The organism is Aliiroseovarius sp. S2029, from assembly GCF_023195575.1.
In the GTDB taxonomy this organism is placed as follows: domain Bacteria; phylum Pseudomonadota; class Alphaproteobacteria; order Rhodobacterales; family Rhodobacteraceae; genus Aliiroseovarius; species Aliiroseovarius zhejiangensis.
Genome location: NZ_JALPQE010000002.1, coordinates 143,626 through 162,269 on the forward strand (window position 1 = coordinate 143,626; position 18,644 = coordinate 162,269).

At 60.5% G+C, this 18,644-nt stretch carries 15 protein-coding genes and 1 tRNA gene; 6 read left to right on the forward strand and 10 right to left on the reverse strand.

The features are described from left to right. Positions 1-17: 17 nt before the first annotated feature. A complete protein-coding gene (locus MUY21_RS05345; RefSeq protein ID WP_248409326.1) occupies positions 18-734 on the forward strand; it encodes a tryptophan-rich sensory protein in 717 nt (238 codons plus the stop codon). An 8-nt stretch (positions 735-742) separates the two neighbouring features. Here MUY21_RS05345 and MUY21_RS05350 read toward each other — a convergent pair whose 3' ends face one another. Further along, positions 743-1,201: an Lrp/AsnC family transcriptional regulator gene (locus MUY21_RS05350; protein WP_248409327.1), complete on the reverse strand. Its 459-nt coding sequence runs from the start codon at positions 1,199-1,201 to the stop codon at positions 743-745. 128 nt (positions 1,202-1,329) lie between these two features. On the opposite strand from MUY21_RS05350, the gene MUY21_RS05355 reads away from it, so the two are divergent. The 5 genes from MUY21_RS05355 (at position 1,330) to MUY21_RS05375 (ending at position 9,613) form a co-directional block, all read left to right on the forward strand. Then, positions 1,330-4,758, forward strand: coding sequence for an indolepyruvate ferredoxin oxidoreductase family protein (locus tag MUY21_RS05355; protein WP_248409328.1), 3,429 nt, complete (start codon positions 1,330-1,332; stop codon positions 4,756-4,758). Positions 4,759-4,859: 101 nt separating this feature from the next. Next, positions 4,860-5,840 carry a glutathione S-transferase family protein gene (locus tag MUY21_RS05360; protein ID WP_248409329.1) on the forward strand — a complete coding sequence of 327 codons (981 nt, stop codon included), beginning with the start codon at positions 4,860-4,862 and terminating at the stop codon, positions 5,838-5,840. Positions 5,841-6,021: 181 nt separating this feature from the next. Further along, complete coding sequence (locus tag MUY21_RS05365; RefSeq protein ID WP_248409330.1) at positions 6,022-7,029, forward strand: glycosyltransferase family 2 protein; 1,008 nt, start codon at positions 6,022-6,024, stop codon at positions 7,027-7,029. 1 nt (position 7,030) lies between these two features. Next, on the forward strand, positions 7,031-7,759 hold the full coding sequence (locus tag MUY21_RS05370) for a class I SAM-dependent methyltransferase (protein ID WP_248409331.1): 729 nt from the start codon (positions 7,031-7,033) through the stop codon (positions 7,757-7,759). A 3-nt stretch (positions 7,760-7,762) separates the two neighbouring features. Beyond that, complete coding sequence (locus MUY21_RS05375) at positions 7,763-9,613, forward strand: GtrA family protein (protein WP_248409332.1); 1,851 nt, start codon at positions 7,763-7,765, stop codon at positions 9,611-9,613. A 13-nt stretch (positions 9,614-9,626) separates the two neighbouring features. Here MUY21_RS05375 and MUY21_RS05380 read toward each other — a convergent pair whose 3' ends face one another. The 9 genes from MUY21_RS05380 to leuC form a co-directional block, all read right to left on the reverse strand. After that, a complete protein-coding gene (locus MUY21_RS05380) occupies positions 9,627-11,006 on the reverse strand; it encodes a hypothetical protein (RefSeq protein ID WP_248409333.1) in 1,380 nt (459 codons plus the stop codon). A 274-nt stretch (positions 11,007-11,280) separates the two neighbouring features. After that, positions 11,281-11,357: transfer RNA gene (locus MUY21_RS05385), tRNA-Pro, on the reverse strand. A 58-nt stretch (positions 11,358-11,415) separates the two neighbouring features. Further along, entirely contained in the window at positions 11,416-11,973 is a 558-nt protein-coding gene (locus MUY21_RS05390; RefSeq protein ID WP_248409334.1) for a GNAT family N-acetyltransferase, read from the reverse strand. Between the two features lie 108 nt (positions 11,974-12,081). Beyond that, positions 12,082-13,185 carry a 3-isopropylmalate dehydrogenase gene (gene leuB, locus MUY21_RS05395; protein WP_248409335.1) on the reverse strand — a complete coding sequence of 368 codons (1,104 nt, stop codon included), beginning with the start codon at positions 13,183-13,185 and terminating at the stop codon, positions 12,082-12,084. Between the two features lie 73 nt (positions 13,186-13,258). Next, a complete protein-coding gene (locus MUY21_RS05400) occupies positions 13,259-14,299 on the reverse strand; it encodes an endonuclease/exonuclease/phosphatase family protein (RefSeq protein WP_248409580.1) in 1,041 nt (346 codons plus the stop codon). Between the two features lie 59 nt (positions 14,300-14,358). Further along, complete coding sequence (locus tag MUY21_RS05405) at positions 14,359-15,201, reverse strand: hypothetical protein (protein ID WP_248409336.1); 843 nt, start codon at positions 15,199-15,201, stop codon at positions 14,359-14,361. 257 nt (positions 15,202-15,458) lie between these two features. After that, on the reverse strand, positions 15,459-16,064 hold the full coding sequence (gene leuD / locus MUY21_RS05410) for a 3-isopropylmalate dehydratase small subunit (RefSeq protein ID WP_248409337.1): 606 nt from the start codon (positions 16,062-16,064) through the stop codon (positions 15,459-15,461). Between the two features lie 158 nt (positions 16,065-16,222). After that, complete coding sequence (locus MUY21_RS05415) at positions 16,223-16,921, reverse strand: VPLPA-CTERM sorting domain-containing protein (RefSeq protein ID WP_248409338.1); 699 nt, start codon at positions 16,919-16,921, stop codon at positions 16,223-16,225. A 247-nt stretch (positions 16,922-17,168) separates the two neighbouring features. Continuing rightward, positions 17,169-18,575 carry a 3-isopropylmalate dehydratase large subunit gene (gene leuC, locus MUY21_RS05420; protein WP_248409339.1) on the reverse strand — a complete coding sequence of 469 codons (1,407 nt, stop codon included), beginning with the start codon at positions 18,573-18,575 and terminating at the stop codon, positions 17,169-17,171. Positions 18,576-18,644: the final 69 nt, after the last annotated feature.

An 18,644-nucleotide genomic window follows, 5' to 3' on the forward strand; every position in this document is an offset into this window, starting at 1 on the left:
TTAACAGAAAGAATCCCATGTCCCGTCCCGTCCCCTATCTGGCCGTCGCCGTTTTGCTTCTGTCGATCATCTTCGCGGTGTCCCCGTGGTTCAGCAGCAATTTCGCCGGCTACTCTCCTGACCAGTTCCCCAGCACAGAGACGTTCTGGCCCGTGCAACCCGCCGGTTGGGCCTTTGGCATATGGGGGCTGATCTATCTGTGGCTGATTGTAGGGGCTGCTTGGGGGCTGTGGAAGGCACCGCATGACCCGCATTGGCAAAAGATGCGCCGCCCTCTGGCGATCAGCCTGTTTCTGGGTTGTTTCTGGATCGCAGCGGCCAATGCCTCGCCGGTTTGGGCAACGGTGATGATCCTTGTCATGGCTGTGACGGCCATCATGGCGATGCTGCGCGCGGGCGATCAGGATCCGTGGTGGCAGTTGCGTCCGGTGGCGCTTTATGCCGGGTGGCTGACGGCGGCAACGGGTGTGGGCACCGGGGTCGTGCTGGGCGGGTATGAGGTTCTGTCCCATCAGGCCGCTGCCTTGGTGATGCTGGTCGTGGTGCTGATCGCCTCGCTTTCCGTGCAGGCACTGCGACCGGGTGTATGGGCCTATCCCGCCGCGATCATCTGGGCCTTGTCGGGCGTGATTGCTGCCAACTGGCCATCGCAGAATTGGCCAGTGATCGGGATTGCGGCCCTTGGCATTTTCCTGTTGGGCTGGCGTGCGGTGTCTGGCGCCAAGGCAGCCTGACACCTGGGTCACACCGGAATGGGCGAGTGTTTCTTGATGTCGCGCAGCACCACGTTGGTCTGCGCGCTTTCAACGGCGGTTTGTTGGAACAGGAACCCTTCCAGAAACGCGTTGTAAGCGGCAAGGTCGCGACACAGCACCCGCAGGTGGTAATCGGCCTGTCCGGTGGTGGCGAAACATTCCACCACATCCGGGCGGCGGTTCACGGCCTGAATGAACTCCTCGACCTTGTCGGGGTCGTGGCGGGTCAGTTGCACATGCACAATGGCCTGAAAACTCAGCCCGGCGCGGGCGGGGTTCAGATAGGCCCCGTATCGCTCGATGATCTTCGCATCCTCCAGCGCACGCACCTTGCGCCAGCAGGCCGAGGTCGACATCCCCACCGCCTGCGCCAGATCGGCGTTCGAGATCGTGCTGTCGCGTTGCAAAAGCTCCAGAATACGGCGATCCTTGGCGTCAAGGTTCATGGTAGAAATATCCTGGTACAATTCAAAAAGTGGTATGATCTCTCACAATCAGCATCCTACACGGCCCCGAAAGGTATGATCAACCAAGTCACTTGAAATATCCTTGCAGGGAATCTGTGGAGCAAGCCATGACACGCCAAGACCCTGAATTTTCGACCTATCAGCTTTCTGACCGATACGCGCGCCAATCGGGCCGCGTCTTTCTGACCGGCACGCAGGCGCTGGTGCGTATCATGCTGGATCAGGCGCGACGCGACCGGGCGGCGGGGCTGAACACGGCGGGGTTCATATCCGGCTATCGCGGGTCGCCATTGGGTGGGCTGGACCTTGAGTTGTGGCGCGAGAAGCAGCGCGTGGCCGAGCACAACATCACATTCCTGCCAGCCGTGAACGAAGACCTTGGCGCCACCGCGGTTCTGGGCGCCCAACAGGCCAGCCTTGACCCCGATTGCGAGGTCGAAGGCGTATTTTCCATGTGGTATGGCAAAGGGCCGGGAGTGGACCGGTCGGGCGACGCGCTGAAGCACGGCAACGCCTATGGCTCGGCCCCGAAAGGCGGGGTGCTGGTGGTGGCGGGCGATGACCACGGCTGTGTGTCGTCCTCCATGCCGCACCAGTCGGACGTGGCCTTCATGTCGTGGTTTATGCCAACGCTGAACCCGGCATCAGTGGCAGAGTATCTGGCCTTTGGTGAATACGGCATTGCGCTGTCGCGGTTCAGCGGCACCTGGGTCGGGTTCAAGGCCATTTCGGAAACGGTCGAGTCCGGTCAATCGGTTGAGTTGCTGCCAGATCGCCAGTTCATCTATCCCGAGATCGAGGTGCCCCCCGGTGGGTTGCATGTGCGCTTGGCCGACCTGCCCAGCCCTGAAATCGAGACACGGATCGGTCACAAGCTGGCCGCCGTACGCGCCTTTGTCGAAGCCAACCCGATTGACAAGGCAGTCTACAGCATCACCGACGCGACCTTCGGCTTCGTCACCACCGGCAAGGGGCATCTGGATCTGATGGAGGCCTTGCGCCTGCTGGGCGTGGACGAGGCCAAATGCCGCGCGCTGGGCATCGACATCTACAAGATCGGCATGGTCTGGCCGTTGGATCGCCGCGACGCGCTGGACTTCGTGCGCGGCAAGACCGAGGTGCTGGTGGTTGAAGAAAAACGCGGCATCATCGAAAGCCAGTTCAAGGAGTACTTCTATGACTGGCCCGGCGAGAAACCGAACCGGATGGTCGGGAAGTATGACAGCCAAGGTGAACCCTTGATCCCTTGGACGGGCGAGTTGAGCCCGCTGTTGCTGGTGCCCATCGTGGCGGCCCGTCTGGACAAGGTCTTTCCCGGTGAAGCCTTCACAGCAAGGGCCAAGGCGTTGACGGCTGAACCGCCCTGCATCCTGAAAACCGATGGGGCCACGCGCACCCCCTATTTCTGTTCAGGTTGCCCGCACAACACCTCGACCAAGGTGCCCGAGGGCAGCGTCGCGGCGTCTGGCATCGGCTGTCATGTGATGGCAAGTTGGATGGACCGCAACACCACCGGCTATGCGCAGATGGGGGGCGAGGGTGTGCCGTGGGTTGCGCGATCGCGCTTCAATGGCGGCAAACACATCTTCCAGAACCTGGGCGAGGGCACGTGGTATCATTCGGGGTCCCTGGCGATCCGGCAAGCGATTGCTGCTGGCACCAACATCACCTACAAGATCCTCTATAATGACGCGGTGGCGATGACCGGTGGACAGCCGGTGGATGGACCGGTCAGCGTGGCGGGGATCATACAGACCTGCCGCGCCGAAGGGGTGCAGCGGATCGCGCTTGTGTCCGACAATATTGGCAAGTTCACCCGGTCCGAGTTTCCCAGTGGCGTCACCTTCCATGACCGGTCCGAAATGGATCAGGTGCAGCGCGAACTGCGCGAGATCCCCGGCGTCACGGTGCTGGTTTATGAACAGACCTGCGCCACGGAAAAACGCCGCCGCCGCAAGCGCGGCACGATGGATGACCCGAAAACCATGCCCTACATCAACCCGCTGGTCTGCGAAGGCTGTGGCGACTGTTCGGTTGAAAGCAACTGTCTGAGTGTTGAGCCGTTGGAAACCGAGTTTGGGCGCAAGCGCAAGATCAACCAGTCCAGTTGCAACAAGGATATGTCCTGCCTGAACGGGTTCTGCCCCAGTTTCGTGACCATTGAAGGGGCGACGCGGCGCAAGCGGGATACATCCAGACTGGATGTGGCGGCGATGCTGGAGGATGTGGGGCAACCTGATTTGCCGACCATCGCCGAGCCCTATGACCTGTTGGTCACGGGCGTTGGCGGCACGGGTGTCGTCACGGTGGGCGCCCTGATCACCATGGCAGCTCATCTGGAAGGCAAAGGCTCCAGCGTGCTGGACTTCACCGGGTTTGCGCAAAAATTCGGCACGGTGCTCAGCTATATCCGGCTGGGTGCGGCCCCAGACAAGGTACATCAGGTGCGGATCGACACCGGATCGGCGGATGCCGTGATTGGCTGCGATATGGTCGTGTCGTCCTCGCCCAAAGCATCGATGCACTATCGCCCCGGCAGTAAGGTGGTGCTGAACCGGGCCGAGATGCCGACCGGCGACCTTGTCCTGTCGCGTGACGCGAGCCTGCGGATGGACACGCGCGAAGCCTCGATCCGCGCGGTGGTGGGGACGGACAACGTGTCGGGTCTTGATGCGAACCTTGCGGCGGAAACGCTGTTGGGCGATGCCGTCTATGCCAACGTGATCATGCTGGGCTATGCGTGGCAAAAGGGGCTGGTGCCGGTGTCCGAAACCGCGCTGAAACAGGCCATTGAGCTGAACGGCGTGAAGATTGCCGAGAATGCCCGCGCCTTCGATCTGGGTCGTGTGCTGGCCGCCGCGCCCGACCGCGTGCCACTGACCGACCCGAAACCCGACACACCCGAGACACCTGCCGATCTGATCGAGAAACGCGCCGCCTTCCTGACGGATTATCAGGACGCCGCCTATGCCGACCGTTACCGTGACACACTGAACCGGTTCGGGGCGGGTTTGCCCGAAGAGATGCGGGACGAGGTGTTGACCGTTGCGGCGAAAAGCCTGTTCAAGCTCATGTCCTATAAGGATGAATACGAAGTCGCGCGGCTGCACACGCAAACAGGGTTCGACGCGCGGTTGAAGCAAGAATTTGAACCCGGTTTTTCAGTCAAATACCATTTCGCGCCGCCGCTTCTGCCCTTGGGCAAGGACGCGCGGGGACGACCGCGCAAACGCGCCTTCGGCCCATGGATGACGCCGGTTCTGACCCGGCTTGCACGTCTCAAAACCCTGCGTGGCACGATGTTCGACCCGTTCGGCTATACTGCCGAGCGGCGTGAAGAAGTGGCGTTGATCGGTTGGTACGAGGATGGCCTTGCGCAGCTCACCGGAAAGATCACCAAGGACAATCATGACGACGCGATGACCTTTCTGTTCGCCCCGCTTGAGATGCGTGGCTATGGGCCGGTCAAGCGCGATGCGGTGGCAATGCAGAAACCTATCGCGGATGCCGCGCTTGGGCGGGTGTTGGCAGGCTGATCCACACGGTCTTGTGTTGTAATGCGCGTCGGTTTTTGATCCAACCCGCGCGCCTTTCCCGTATTAAGGTCCAAACGTCCCGCAAGACGAAGGAGCAGATCATGGGATTGCTGCAAGACGGCAAATGGGTCGACAGATGGTATGACACGAAGTCCACTGGCGGACGGTTCAAGCGCAAGGACGCACAGTTTCGCAACTGGATCACTGCGGATGGATCGGCAGGCCCCAGCGGGGAAGCCGGGTTCAAGGCGGAACCGGATCGTTACCATCTTTATGTCTCGCTGGCATGCCCGTGGGCGCATCGCACATTGATCTTTCGCACGCTGAAAGGGCTGGAGCAGATGATCCCGATCTCGGTCGTGCATTGGCATATGGCCGAGAATGGCTGGACCTTCCACCCGGTCGAGGGCGGTGTGCCTGACACGGTGAACGGGGCCGAGTTCATGCATCAGATCTATACCACCGCAGACCCCCACTACTCGGGCCGGGTGACGGTGCCGGTTCTGTGGGACAAGAAGAACAAGACCATCGTGTCCAATGAAAGCTCGGAAATCATCCGCATGCTCAACACGGCTTTCGACGGCATCGGGGCGAAGGACGGGGATTACTATCCCGCGCCACTGCGTGATGAGATCGACGCACTGAATAACCGGATATATGACACCGTGAACAATGGGGTTTACAAAGCGGGCTTTGCCACGTCGCAAGACGCCTATGAAGAAGCGGTCGTGCCATTGTTCGATACGCTGGGCTTTCTGGAACAACGACTGGCCACGCAGCGATATCTGACCGGATCATCGATCACCGAGGCTGACTGGCGCCTGTTCACCACTCTTGTGCGCTTTGATCCCGTCTATGTGGGGCATTTCAAATGCAACTTGCGCCGGATCGTCGATTATCCGAACCTGTGGGGGTATCTGCGCGACCTGTATCAACAACCGGGCGTGGCAGCGACCGTCAACATGACCCATATCAAGCACCACTATTACGGCAGTCATGACACCATCAACCCCAGCGGGGTGGTGCCGACCGGGCCGGATCTTGACCTTGACGAACCGCATGGGCGCGCGGCGTTGGGTTAACGGCAGTTCATCGCGTATGCGCACCTTCCGGCAATCGTAGCGTCCGCGCCGCGCTTGCCCAGTTATTTCCGGAACTTCCGGGTCGCTGCTTGCCTCGTGTCTTTGCCACATCATAATCTGCCCGAAACAGAACAGATCTGCCCCCTCGCGGCGGCGGAACAGGATTTGGGGCACAGAGCAAATGGCAGGATCAAGCCGCGACACGCTGCTGGATGACAGCAGCCCGGTGCACCGGGACCGGCCCTTGATCACGTTGATCATTCCCGTGTTCAACGAAGAACAAAGCATTCCTGTCTTTCTGGACCGCACCACCGCGGCATTGGAACCGTTGCGCGGGCGATTTGACGTCGAATACCTGTTCGTGAATGACGGCAGCCGTGATGCGACCGAGCGGGCCATTCTGGCCTGCCGCGAGGATCGGCCCGAAATCTCGCTGGTGAACCTGTCGCGCAATTTCGGGAAAGAGGCCGCCCTGTCCGCCGGATTGACCCATGCACGCGGCGACGCCGCCATTCCCATCGACGTGGACCTGCAAGACCCGCCCGAGGTGATCTTGCAAATGGTCCGGAAATGGCAGGACGGCGCCAAGGTGGTCAACGCCCGCCGCGCGCGACGCGACGCCGACACATGGGCCAAGCGGGCCAGTGCCGGGTTGTTTTATCGATTGTTCAACGTGCTGGCCGATCACCCCATTCCCACCGGTGTCGGCGATTTTCGTCTGCTGGATCGCGAGGTCGTGGACGCCATCTGTGCAATGGGCGAACGATCGCGTTTCAACAAGGCGATCTTCAGTTGGGTGGGGTTCGAAACCACCGAGGTCGAATATGACCGCCCAGCCCGCGCCGAGGGCGACAGCCAATGGTCATACTGGAAGCTGTGGAAACTGGCGCTGGACGGTATCTTCGCCTCGTCCACCACACCGCTCAGAATCTGGACCTATGTTGGCCTGTCCATGGCGGTCGCGTCCCTGTTTTACTCTGCCTTCCTGTTTTTTCGAACCCTCCTCTTGGGGGTCGACACGCCCGGCTATGCCTCGACCGCGATCCTGATCCTGACCTTTGGCGGCATGAACATGTTCGCGCTGGGCATTATCGGGGAATATGTTGGCCGGATCTATACCGAAGTGCGCCAGCGCCCGCTGTATATCGTGCGGTCGTACCTTTCGCGCGGCAGCAGCGAAAGGTCATAGCATGGATCGTGATGTTTATGACCGGATGAACACGCTTGAGGCGCGCCATTGGTGGTTCGTTGCCCGCCGCGACATGATCGAGGCTCTGATCCGCCGGCGCGTCCAATTGCCTGCCGATGCAAGGATCCTTGAAGCCGGATGTGGCAGCGGTGGCAACCTGGCACTTCTGCAAATGTTCGGCCAGGTCGATGGGTTCGAATACGATGACACAGCCCGCGCCGACGCGATCCGGAAATCCGGGCTGGATATCGCCTTTGGCGCGCTGCCGGATCAGGTTCCGTTCGAGGGGCAGACGTATGATCTGATCGGCCTGTTCGATGTGCTGGAACATGTCGAGCCGGACGCCGCATCGCTGCGCGCGCTTGCCGCACGGCTGCGCCCCGGCGGCAAACTGTTGGTGACGGTTCCTGCTTTTCCATTCCTGTGGTCCAAGCATGACGAAGCACACCATCATTTCCGGCGTTACACCCGCGCCAGCCTGTCCCGTGTGGCCGCAGAGGCCGGGTTGAAAATGACCTATGGCACCTATTTCAACACCTTGCTGTTTCCTCTGGCGATCACCGCGCGTGCAGTCAAGACGCTGACCGGAAGTGACGCCCCCGATGACACCATGCCGCCGGGGTGGCTGAACAGTGCGATGCGGCACATATTCGGGGCCGAGCGGTTTGTCTTGGGGCGGATTCCGCTGCCGGTTGGCCTATCGCTTGGCGCCGTGCTGGAAAAGGCCTGACCTGTGATCGCGCAACTGCTTCGTTTCACTGGGGTCGGGGGTCTGGCAACACTCACCCATGTGCTGGTGGCCAGCATCGTCCACGCGCTGTTTGCCGCGCCGGATCTGTGGTCGAATTTCAGCGGCTTCTGTGCCTCGGTCTTGATCTCGTATCTGGGCCATTCCCGTTTCACCTTTGCCACTGAGCGGAACCACAAGCAGCACCTGCCGCGATTTGTCTTCGTATCGCTGACGGGATTGGCCGCCAGCAGTTTCATCGTCTGGCTGATCAGCACCTTCACGGACGGAGGTTTCTATCTGGCAATGGCGCTTGTGGCGATGATCGTGCCACTGGCGACTTTTCTGGCGCTCAGGTTCTGGGTGTTTTCACATCGCGGTACCCCATTTTTGCCGACCTGGCCGATGGTTCTGATCGTGATGGGAGCGATGGTGCTGTTCATGTGGACTTTTTGGAGCTGGCCGATCAATCACGACACCGCATGGTATCTGGTGGCCACGCGCAAGATGCTGGATGGTGCACGGCTTTACGTCGATCTGGTCGAAGTCAATCCCCCCCTGAATTTCTATCTGACCATCCCGGCCATCCTGATTGCGGATGCCGTCCATATCAGTGACACGAATGGTCAATACCTGTTTCTGGTGCTTCTTTATGGCGCGAGCCTGCTGTGGACCGGGGCAATCCTGCGCCGCGCCGTTGCCCTCGGTCCGCTGCGTCGCCTTGCGTTTTTCGCCTTCATGGCGCTGATCTATGTGCTGGGCGCGCTTTACAACATTGCCCAGCGGGAACATCTTTTGGTGTTGTTTCTGTCACCTTGGCTGACATGGTATCTTGTGCGCCCCGTGCAGGGACCGTCCCTGGCCAGCAGCGCCTTCGCGGCCATCGGGATATGCATCAAACCGTTCTTTCTTGCGTTCCCGGTTGCGTTTCTGGTCCGCGATATCTGGCGGCGGCGATCCTTCGCACCCGTATTTTATGCCCGCTATCTGCTGATGCTCGCCATCGGCGTGGCCTATGTCATGCTTGTCATGGCCTGGCACCCGGAATACCTGAGCGAGATCGTCCCGATGGCCAGCCATGTCTATGGAGCATACAAAACCCGTATGTGGGACGCCCTTATGGGATCGGCCCTGCCGATCATTCTGGGCTTGGTCGTCATGCTGCCCCTTGTGCGCAGGCACAATAGGAATGGCGCGGATACGACCTTTGCCGTTGCCGCGGTCGCGGGCCTGATTGGCTTTGTCGTTCAAAGCACGGGGTTCAACTATCAGCTCGTTCCGTTTTTGATTTATGCTCTGCTGGCGGGGGCGTGGTGGCTCGCGACCTGCCGCAAACCGACACTGGGGCACGTGCTGACATCGCTGGCCGGGGCGGTGCTGTTGTTCGGCTTGTACGATCGTGGCCGATATCACAGCCAGATCACTGACGAGGTCTTCTATCGCTCGCAAGAATTCGGCGCGATTGAAAGCATGATGACCGGATCCGTCCTTCTGGATCCGGGCGCCCCTGTTGCGCTGCGTCTGGGAATAGACTGGGCCAGCCGCTATCCGGCCAACTGGCTGTATCCGGGCGCGATAGAGAAGCTGGGACGGACCGATTGCTCCAAAGAGCCCGATCTTTGCGCCACGCTGCAGGCGATCATTCACCGCAACCGAACCGACAATGTGGATGACATCATCAACCACGAACCAGACCTGATCGTGTCGGCCCGGTCTGTCCCGGTCCAGATGTCAGGGCCGTCCGGCTGGATAACTGTCCTGCAAGGCGACCCGCGGTTCGAAGAAGCGATGGCTAATTATACTCTGGTCAAAACAACCGACTGGTTTGAATACTATCTTCGAAACACTGGCGAATGACATCCGGACCGACCTAGTCCAGCACGACAACCTGTCCGGTTGCGATACCCTTTTCGGAGCCGCCGTCGCGTAGCCAGACCCGGTCGCCGCCGATGCGGGCCACGCGCAGGCCGTTGAAACTTGTGCCTTTGGTGGCCTTGATGATCCGCCCGTCGCTGAACTCAAGCAGCGCCCAGGCAGCGGCGTTGGTTTGATAGATACCGATCACCGACATTCGGTTTCGACCGTCATTTGGTTGGATGGAAGCAGCCACGGGGGTTGGAGCGGTTGCCAGATTGTCCACGCCCGCAGCCGGTTCGGGGGGGCGGGGGGACGGCTCGGCGATCCGCTCGGGCTCAGGTGGCAACCTGGGTTCGGGACTGCGCCGTTTTAGCGGACGTGGGGAGGCGGTGGGCGCAGACGCCAAATCGGGTTTCAGGACATCATCTTCCGCCTTGGGCTGGGGCAAGGGCAGCGGGGTGGCGGCCAAGACCTTCGCGATCTGGTGGATCAGGTCGTCGTCGCTTTTGTTAGCGATGACTGGGGCAGGTGGTGGCTGGCGCAGGTTTTCGGAGCCGTCCGCCAGATGCAGGGCAAGGGCCGTGATCGGTGTCGGCGGTTCCAGGCGCTGCGTATCAACAGAAAGAGGAGCGGGTGAGGCGGCTGGCGCTGCGACGAAATCCAGCGCGGCGAGTGATTGAGACACATCAAGCACAACCGCATGATCCACCCGTTGCGGCCAAGTGTCCGGCTCGGCCATGGCAAACACGGTATCGGGTGAAGGGCGGGGAATGTCACTGGCGAGTGCGAACACATCGGCCGGGGGCGGCGGCGGAACGGATATATCAACCGGTTCGGCCAGCGCGGCGACCAGCATGTCCAACTGATACTGCGCGTCGTCGTCCGACCGGATGGACTGGTCCGGGGCTGCTATGTCCTGCACCGGCGATCCGAGCGAATAGATCAGAGCCGTGTCGCCGGCACCAAGCCCGTCGGCGCGCGCGGTTGCGTGAAGAACAGGTGCGGGGGGCAGGTCGGTCATGTCATTGGCAGGTTTCAGCGAGGGGCCAAGACCATCCGGATCGACCAAGGCGAGTGGCGCGGGGGGCGCGGCCAGAACATGACCCGCCGTTAGGATCGCCAGGTGACCGGCCTCGGATTGTGGCGTCCGGGGTTGGTCGAGATGGGTGGCAAGTTCGGGCAAATGCGCTGTTGGTGCCGTTTTCTCGGGACCTTGCGCGGTCTCGATGGGCACCGTCAACACCTCGTCCGGCGCGATGTCGCGGGTGATCGCATAGGGATCTGGCCAAACCCGTTTCGCGGCATAGATGGCGACGGACAGGAACAGCCCGCCAACGATGAACAGGACCGATAGAACGGACAATGCCAGTCGATACGATCTTGTTCCTTTCATAATTCCAACCTGCGTTCTGATGAAATCTGGCCTTCACGATCAAGCGCCCGGTCGCATGGCTTGTCAATATTGGCGCGTTACCGGCCGTCGTTGCAGCCTGTTCTAGCGGTGGACTGTTGCGCGAAAACACAAATACAGGTGAAGGGTTTCAGCGGAGATCGCAGGATGATTTAGCCTATTCCAACATTTGCGCTTCTCAGTGGAAAGAACCTGCAGAACGGCGGCGGGGGCCGGTCTGATCCAGCCGGTTACAGAAAACCATGGTGAAGGAAACTGGTCGGGCTGAGAGGATTCGAACCTCCGACCCCCTGCTCCCGAAGCAGGTGCGCTACCAGGCTGCGCTACAGCCCGACCGTGACGGGCGGGATAAACCGAGTTGCGGCCAGAGGCAAGCCCAGAAATGCCGTATCTAAAGGGTCAGCACCATTTTGGTGGCGCTGGAGAAGCCCAGAAGTGGTTTCAGCGGTCCGGTCGTTTCCTCGCCTGTTGCGGTGAAACCAAGACGCTCATACAGCGCTTTGGCGCGAGGGTTGGTGTCGATTACGTCAAGAGTGACATGTGTGAACCCGTTGCTACGCGCGTATTCAAAAAGGGCATCAAACAGCGCCGATCCAACTCCCTGGCCACGGGCGGTTTCGGCGACGCAGATGCCATCCATCTGCAATGTCCCTTTCGGGGCGTCCCGTTCCAGCATCGCAAGGGGGATGAGCCGCCAAATCGCGCCTACGCCATAGTGGCGAAACAGGTCGGCTGTTGTTGCTGTTGAGAATCCTTTGGTCCCGGCTTTGTGCGCCGCGATACCCAAAAGTTGACCGGCGTTGTCCGTGGCCGCGATAACGGCCTTGGGGTTGACCGTCTTGGCAAAGAACCGGCGTCCCTTGTTATCTGGTCCAAGCAGCTTCCCAAGTTTGCCGCCAAAGGCCTCCCAGTAAAGCGCGGCAGCATCTGCTTCGAGTCCGCGCGGCAATTGATTGTGTAAAACCAAGTCTGACATACAAGGGATATGGGGGTGGTGCGAGCAAATGAAAAGCGGCCCGCGCAGAAGCCGGGCCGCCTGTTTCAATGCAGCGTCCGATCAGTGGCTCGCGTTCAGAGCGGCGATCACCGCGTCGCCCATTTCCGATGTGCTGACCGGTTTCACCCCTTCTTCGTTCAACAGATCGCCAGTGCGCACACCATCCGCCAGCACCTTTTCGACGGCGGCCTCCAGCCGATCTGCCTCGTCGCCCATGTCGAAGCTGTAGCGCAGTGCCATGGCGAAGCTGAGGATACAGGCGCAGGGGTTGGCCTTGCTTTCGCCTGCAATGTCGGGGGCCGAGCCGTGCACGGGTTCGTAAAGTGCCTTGGGCCGACCATTGGCCATCGGGGCACCCAGTGAGGCCGACGGCAGCATCCCCAAAGATCCGGTCAGCATCGCGGCGCAATCGGACAGGATGTCGCCAAACAGGTTGTCGGTATAGATCACATCAAACTGCTTGGGCGCACGCACCAGCTGCATGGCCCCATTGTCGGCATACATATGCGACAGCTCGACCTCGGGATAGTCCTTGCCGACACGGGTCACGACCTCGCGCCACAGGATACCCGATTCCATCACGTTGGCCTTTTCCATCGAGCACAGGCGCTTGTTGCGCTTCATCGCCAGTTCAAACGCCGACCGGGCGCCGCGCTCGATCTCGGTCTCGGTGTAGCGTTGGGTGTTGATCCCCACGCGTTCTCCGTTCTCTTCGAAAATACCACGCGGTTCGCCGAAATAGACGCCCGAGGTCAGCTCGCGCACGATCATGATATCCAGCCCCGACACGATGTCGCGTTTCAGGGACGAGAAATCGGCCAGTGCGTCGAAACATTGTGCCGGGCGCAGGTTTGAATACAGGTCCATTTCCTTGCGCAGCCGCAGAAGGCCGCGTTCGGGTTTGACCGAGAAATCCAGATCGTCGTATTTCGGCCCACCAACGGCACCCAGAAGAACGGCGTCAACCTCTTGCGCTTTTGCCATGGTTTCATCGGCCAGCGGAACGCCGTGCTTGTCATAGGCGGCACCACCCACCAGATCCTCGCTCACGTCGAAGGTCACGCCGCGCTTGTCGCCGATCCAGTCGATGATCTTGCGCACTTCGGCCATGACTTCGGGGCCGATGCCATCACCGGGCAGGATAAGGAGGGAGGGGTTGGTCATCGGCTTGTCCTTCATAAGAAATACGTCGCCGATGGCCTAGCCTGTCGGGGGCGTAGCGTCAAGAAATGAAGGGTCAGAAGCGCAGATCCACCCAGACAGGGCGGTGCCGCGACGCGGTGTTGACCGTGTCCAGCATCGGGTCGCCTTCGGCGGGCCAGAACACCCCTGCGCCCGTCACCTCAAGCGTGCGCGCGGGCAAGACATAGCTGACGCGCATATCCCCCGGCGCAGGCTCGGGCCAATCCACCGTGTGCAAGGATGCATTCCCTGTTGCAGTTGTGCCGGTGCGGCGCGGTTCGGGGTCGTTGAATCTGGGATCAGCCAGCAACCGGGTGATCGCGTCCCGGCGACCATCGCCCTTTGTCGGATCAAGGTTCGCAACCCCGGCAATGATCACCGGTCCGTCTGGGGCAGGGGGGAAAAGCGTGCCGTCCAGATAGCGTTGCCAGAACGCGATCTCATCATGGTTGCGCCGCCCGTTTCGGTCTTCGTCCCCGTCAAACACAGGAGTTGTGGCATGAAAGGTCAACAGGTGCAGAACCGGCCCGTTCGGCAGGCGCACCGGCACATCCCAATGAGCGACGCTGCTGAGCCGTTGGATCGCAAACGCCTCGGCCGATGGGAAGGGCGCGCCGTTTCGGGTTGGTGGAATGGCGCCCGGCAGGTCGGCCCACAGAAAGCCCGTGAAGTCGCGCACCTTGCCCAGCGGAAAGCGCGACAGGACGGCCATGCCGCCTTGCCCGGTGAAGCGGCCATAGCCCTGGGCGTCGCGCGGCTCGCCTGTGCGGCCGTTGCCATCCATGTCCAGCCCGGTGAACAGGCCCGCATTGGGCATCGCCGCAAAGGCGTGGGGCAGGGCATGCCCCCGATCTGCCAGTGCGGCTTGAAAGGCCGTCAGGGCGTGGCGTTCGACGTCGTGGTCAAAGCCCTGAAGCGTCAGGATGTCAGGTTTGGTTGTGGCAATTACCGTTAGAACCGCAGCAATCTGCGGATCCGTCCCGGACAGGATGTCGCGCAACAAAAGGCCGGGGCCCTTGCGATCCAATTCAGCATTGAACGTTGCAACCCGCACATCCATCGCGGTCGAGGTGACAGGCATGGCGCTGACCACCATAGCCAGCGCCAGGATGGCGAATTGCTTCAGGGGATGGGCAAGACTGCGCGCGGCGTCGGTCAGGCCGTTGCCAGACCGGACTTGGTCGCCCGGCGTTTGTTGCGCTTGCGTTCGCTGCTGATCATCACGGCGACACGCAGCATGGCGATGCCGCGCATGAATAGGCTGGCGGGAAGAAAGGCCCATGCGGCAACTGTCCAGATCATGGTTTGATGGTTTTCCACCGACACCGAACCGAACAGCGATACGGCGGCAGAGATGATGATGGGCGTGGCAAACGGCAACAGGAAGCCAAGCGCAATGTTGAACCGGGCGTCGCGCACCAGGCGACGGACAACATCGCCGCCTGTGGTCGGGTCGAATGTCGGCAGATTGACCCAGACGTTGAACGCACCCGACGATTTCGACGGCCATTCGGTAAAGCGCAGCGCCATCAGGAACACGGCCATCGACAAAAGCGAGATCAGATAGCTCATGCCAGCGGCCGCGCGCAGCAGCACCATGTCGTTGAAGCTGGCGGTATCAGGCAGCATTGACACCACGAAGCGCACCGGGCTGTAGGGGAAGTCGATGGCCTGACCTATCAGCATCCCGACCGAGGTCATGAACTGGGTCGCCGTGGAATGGTCGGTCTGACCGCGCACGATCACCGACAGGCAGAACACGGTTGCAAACAGGGCGGCAAAGCGGATCCGGTTGAAGGGCGGGGCATCGCGAAATTCGACAAGGCCGGGATAGGTCGAGGCATATTCAAAAATCGTCAACGCGGCGGCGAACAGCGCGACGATGGTCACGATCTGGCCGGATTCCTGACTGACCCCCGGCACCAGAATGGACGGCGTTGCAATCAAGATCACCATCAGGAATGCTCGCGCAATTGCGCCAATCATTCGACTAACCACTACCTTTTCCTTCCACCAGGACGGGTGCTGTTACCTGCCGCACCCTTAATCCATGTCAGCGTTTCCTCACTCAGCGGGTCACTGCTTCTTATTGCAACATACTGCGTCGCATCTTAGTCCCACTGCAAGTTGAGCCTAAAATGCGTTGCCAAATGTGGTCGTTTTAAGGGGAAACTGGTGCGACTTTGCACCAAAATAAGGAGAAAATGGGGCCATTCCGACGAATGACCCCATGATTCATGCAGTTTTTCAGATGTTTAGACCCACGGACGTTGGGTGGTGGCCTTGGCCTCAAAAGACTCAATTGATGCTTGTTTTTCCAGAGTCAGGCCGATGTCATCCAGTCCATTCAGCAAGCAATGCTTCTTGAAGGCGTCAACTTCGAAGGGAATCACCACGCCATCCGAGGTCGTGATCTCCTGTGATTCGAGGTCGACGGTCATCCGGGCATTGGCGCCTTTCTCGGCGTCGGCCATCAGAATGTCGACCTGTTCCTGCGGAAGCACAATCGGCAGAATCCCGTTCTTGAAGCAGTTGTTGAAGAAGATATCGGCAAAGCTGGTCGAGATCACGCATTTGATGCCGAAATCGGCAATCGCCCAGGGTGCGTGTTCGCGCGACGACCCGCAACCGAAATTGTCGCCGGCCACCAAGATCTCGGCGTTGCGGTATTGCGGCTTGTTCAGGACGAAATCCGGGATCTCGTTGCCCTGGCGATCATAGCGCATTTCGTCAAACAGGTTCACGCCAAGGCCCGACCGCTTGATGGTCTTCAGAAAGACCTTGGGGATGATCATATCGGTGTCGATATTCACCAGCGGCATTGGTGCCGCGATCCCATGAAGTTTTTGGAACTTGTCCATTGCACGCACCTTTCTGCATCCGCCACGCCGGATGGGCCGTGGCTGCGTCGTTCAGTCCCTTGCTTTATGCAGGTTTTGGCGGCGAATCCAAGTCAACCGCGCATGAAAAACCCGGCACTTTGGGCAAAGCGCCGGGTTGGTGTTCAGATTGATCCGGATCAGGCTTTGCGGCGGCGGCGCGTGAGTGCGCCCATGCCAAACAGCCCGGTGATCAGAAGCAGCCCCGCGGCGGGCACCGGAACCGGCGACACCGTGACAAGGTTCTGCCCGGTATAGCGGCCACGATTTGCGTCGCCGTCCACTTGCAGGAACGACAGGTTCCACAGACCCGCGCCGGTGTAGTTCGTCGCCGCCAGAAGGAACTGGTTGGCAAGCGTCGTGCTGCCGGTGCTGCTGGCCTGGAACAGGCCGTTCGACACGCTGAGCGCGGTGTTGTCATCTTCGTATGCGGCTTCCCACAGCGCCATCTGGAAGGCGGCGGCCTGATCGCCGTTCGACGCGTCAAGCGAGGCGTAGTTGGCATCAAACACCGACTGAACCCGGTCGCGCGCTACGTTGGACAGGCCAAAGCTGTTCGAGAACGGATCGTTGGTCGGCGTATAGTTCTGACTGGACCCCGTGCTCATCAGATAATGCGCGATGTCCAGACACCAGCCGACGAAACTGCCCATGTCCCCCGATGTGTCGGTCAGGTTGAAGCCCGTGGCGCCAACGGTTCCGGGCGTGTTCGCCACCGGAGAAGAATTGACCGATACGGACTGAACCGTGGACGTATAGCCATCCAGCCGTAAGACGGCGGCGTCGGATGTGGTTGCGAAACCCGCGGCAATGATGGCCGCTGATAGTAGTTTTTTCATTTTCACCCCTTCGATACTTGTAACCCAGTAATATATTTCCACCGCATCCCCGGAACGGTGCTGGAATAGACGTGATTCTAGCGGTGCATCGTGTCCGGCTCAAAGAAATTCGTCAGAATTGTGACCGTATCAATTTTAAGTGGTGTGTGGTGCGCGGGGGGAGTGTAAAAAAATGCGCAACTGTTTCCCAGTTGCGCACAATCGCATCGTTTCCAGTTGTTTCGGTGTGCCGCCCCTGGCACACGAATCACATCAGATCGCGAACATCGGTCAGTTTTCCGGTCAGTGCGGCGGCTGCCGCCATGGCGGGCGACACCAGATGGGTGCGTCCTTTGTAGCCCTGACGCCCCTCGAAGTTCCGGTTCGAGGTCGAGGCGCAGCGCTCTTTCTCGGACAGTTGGTCAGGGTTCATGGCAAGGCACATGGAGCAGCCCGCCAGCCGCCATTCGAACCCGGCCTCCTGAAAGATCTCGGCCAGACCTTCTTCTTCCGCCTGCGCGCGCACAAGGCCGGATCCCGGCACGATCATGGCCCGCAGACCGTCCTTGATCTTCTTGCCTTTCACCACGTCGGCCACGGCGCGCAGATCTTCGATGCGCCCGTTGGTGCAAGAACCGATGAACACAGTATCAATTTCAATGTCGGTCAGCTTCTGGCCGGGGGTCAGGCCCATATATTCAAGGGCGCGCTTGGCTGCCTCGACCTTGCCGCCGGTGAAATCCTCGGGGCTGGGCACAGTGGCGGATATAGGCAGAACGTCCTCGGGCGAGGTGCCCCAGGTCACGACCGGCTCGATCTCTTCACCCTTGAGCGTGATCACTTTGTCGAAATGCGCGCCTTCGTCGGTGTAAAGCGTTTTCCAGTATTCCAGCGCCTGTTCCCATTGCCCGGCTTTCGGTGCGTGGGGGCGGCCTTTGACATATTCAAAGGTGGTCTCGTCCGGCGCGATCAGACCCGCGCGGGCGCCGCCTTCGATGGCCATGTTACAGACGGTCATGCGCCCTTCCATCGACAGATCGCGGATCGCTTCGCCGCAATATTCGATGACATAGCCGGTGCCGCCGGCGGTGCCGGTCTTGCCGATCACGGCCAGCGTGATGTCCTTGGCGGTCACACCCGGTTTCAGCTTGCCGGTGATTTCGACCTTCATGTTTTTCGACTTCTTCTGGATCAGCGTTTGCGTCGCCAGAACGTGTTCAACTTCCGAGGTGCCGATGCCGTGCGCCAGCGCGCCGAACGCACCGTGCGTCGCGGTGTGGCTGTCGCCGCACACGACCGTCATGCCGGGCAGGGTCCAGCCCTGTTCAGGGCCGACGATGTGCACGATCCCCTGGCGCACATCATCCACGGGGTAATAGTGAATGCCGAAATCCTTGGCGTTCTTGTCCAGCGCCTCGACCTGAATGCGGCTTTCTTCGTTTTCGATCCCCTTGGCGCGGTCCAGCGTGGTGGGGACGTTGTGATCCGGCACCGCGATGGTCTTGTCGGGCGCGTGGACCTTGCGTCCCGCCATGCGCAGCCCTTCGAAGGCCTGCGGGCTGGTCACTTCGTGCACCAGATGGCGGTCGATATACAGAAGGCAGGTGCCGTCTTCGGCTTCATGGGCCACATGGGCGTCCCAGATTTTGTCATAGAGTGTCTTCGGGGCGGTCATATCGCTCTCCGTGGATGGGCGTGGATGTGTGTCAGGTTGCAATAGGTCGGGGGCGCCACCTTACAGGTA

Bases quoted from the DNA above. Each gene is read 5' to 3' on its own strand.
- MUY21_RS05345 (WP_248409326.1), top strand. From the start codon at position 18: ATGTCCCGTCCCGTCCCCTATCTGGCCGTCGCCGTTTTGCTTCTGTCG.
- MUY21_RS05350 (WP_248409327.1), bottom strand. From the start codon at position 1,201: ATGAACCTTGACGCCAAGGATCGCCGTATTCTGGAGCTTTTGCAACGC.
- MUY21_RS05355 (WP_248409328.1), top strand. From the start codon at position 1,330: ATGACACGCCAAGACCCTGAATTTTCGACCTATCAGCTTTCTGACCGA.
- MUY21_RS05360 (WP_248409329.1), top strand. From the start codon at position 4,860: ATGGGATTGCTGCAAGACGGCAAATGGGTCGACAGATGGTATGACACG.
- MUY21_RS05365 (WP_248409330.1), top strand. From the start codon at position 6,022: ATGGCAGGATCAAGCCGCGACACGCTGCTGGATGACAGCAGCCCGGTG.
- MUY21_RS05370 (WP_248409331.1), top strand. From the start codon at position 7,031: ATGGATCGTGATGTTTATGACCGGATGAACACGCTTGAGGCGCGCCAT.
- MUY21_RS05380 (WP_248409333.1), bottom strand. From the start codon at position 11,006: ATGAAAGGAACAAGATCGTATCGACTGGCATTGTCCGTTCTATCGGTC.
- leuB (WP_248409335.1), bottom strand. From the start codon at position 13,185: ATGACCAACCCCTCCCTCCTTATCCTGCCCGGTGATGGCATCGGCCCC.
- MUY21_RS05400 (WP_248409580.1), bottom strand. From the start codon at position 14,299: ATGGTGGTCAGCGCCATGCCTGTCACCTCGACCGCGATGGATGTGCGG.
- leuD (WP_248409337.1), bottom strand. From the start codon at position 16,064: ATGGACAAGTTCCAAAAACTTCATGGGATCGCGGCACCAATGCCGCTG.
- MUY21_RS05415 (WP_248409338.1), bottom strand. From the start codon at position 16,921: ATGAAAAAACTACTATCAGCGGCCATCATTGCCGCGGGTTTCGCAACC.
- leuC (WP_248409339.1), bottom strand. From the start codon at position 18,575: ATGACCGCCCCGAAGACACTCTATGACAAAATCTGGGACGCCCATGTG.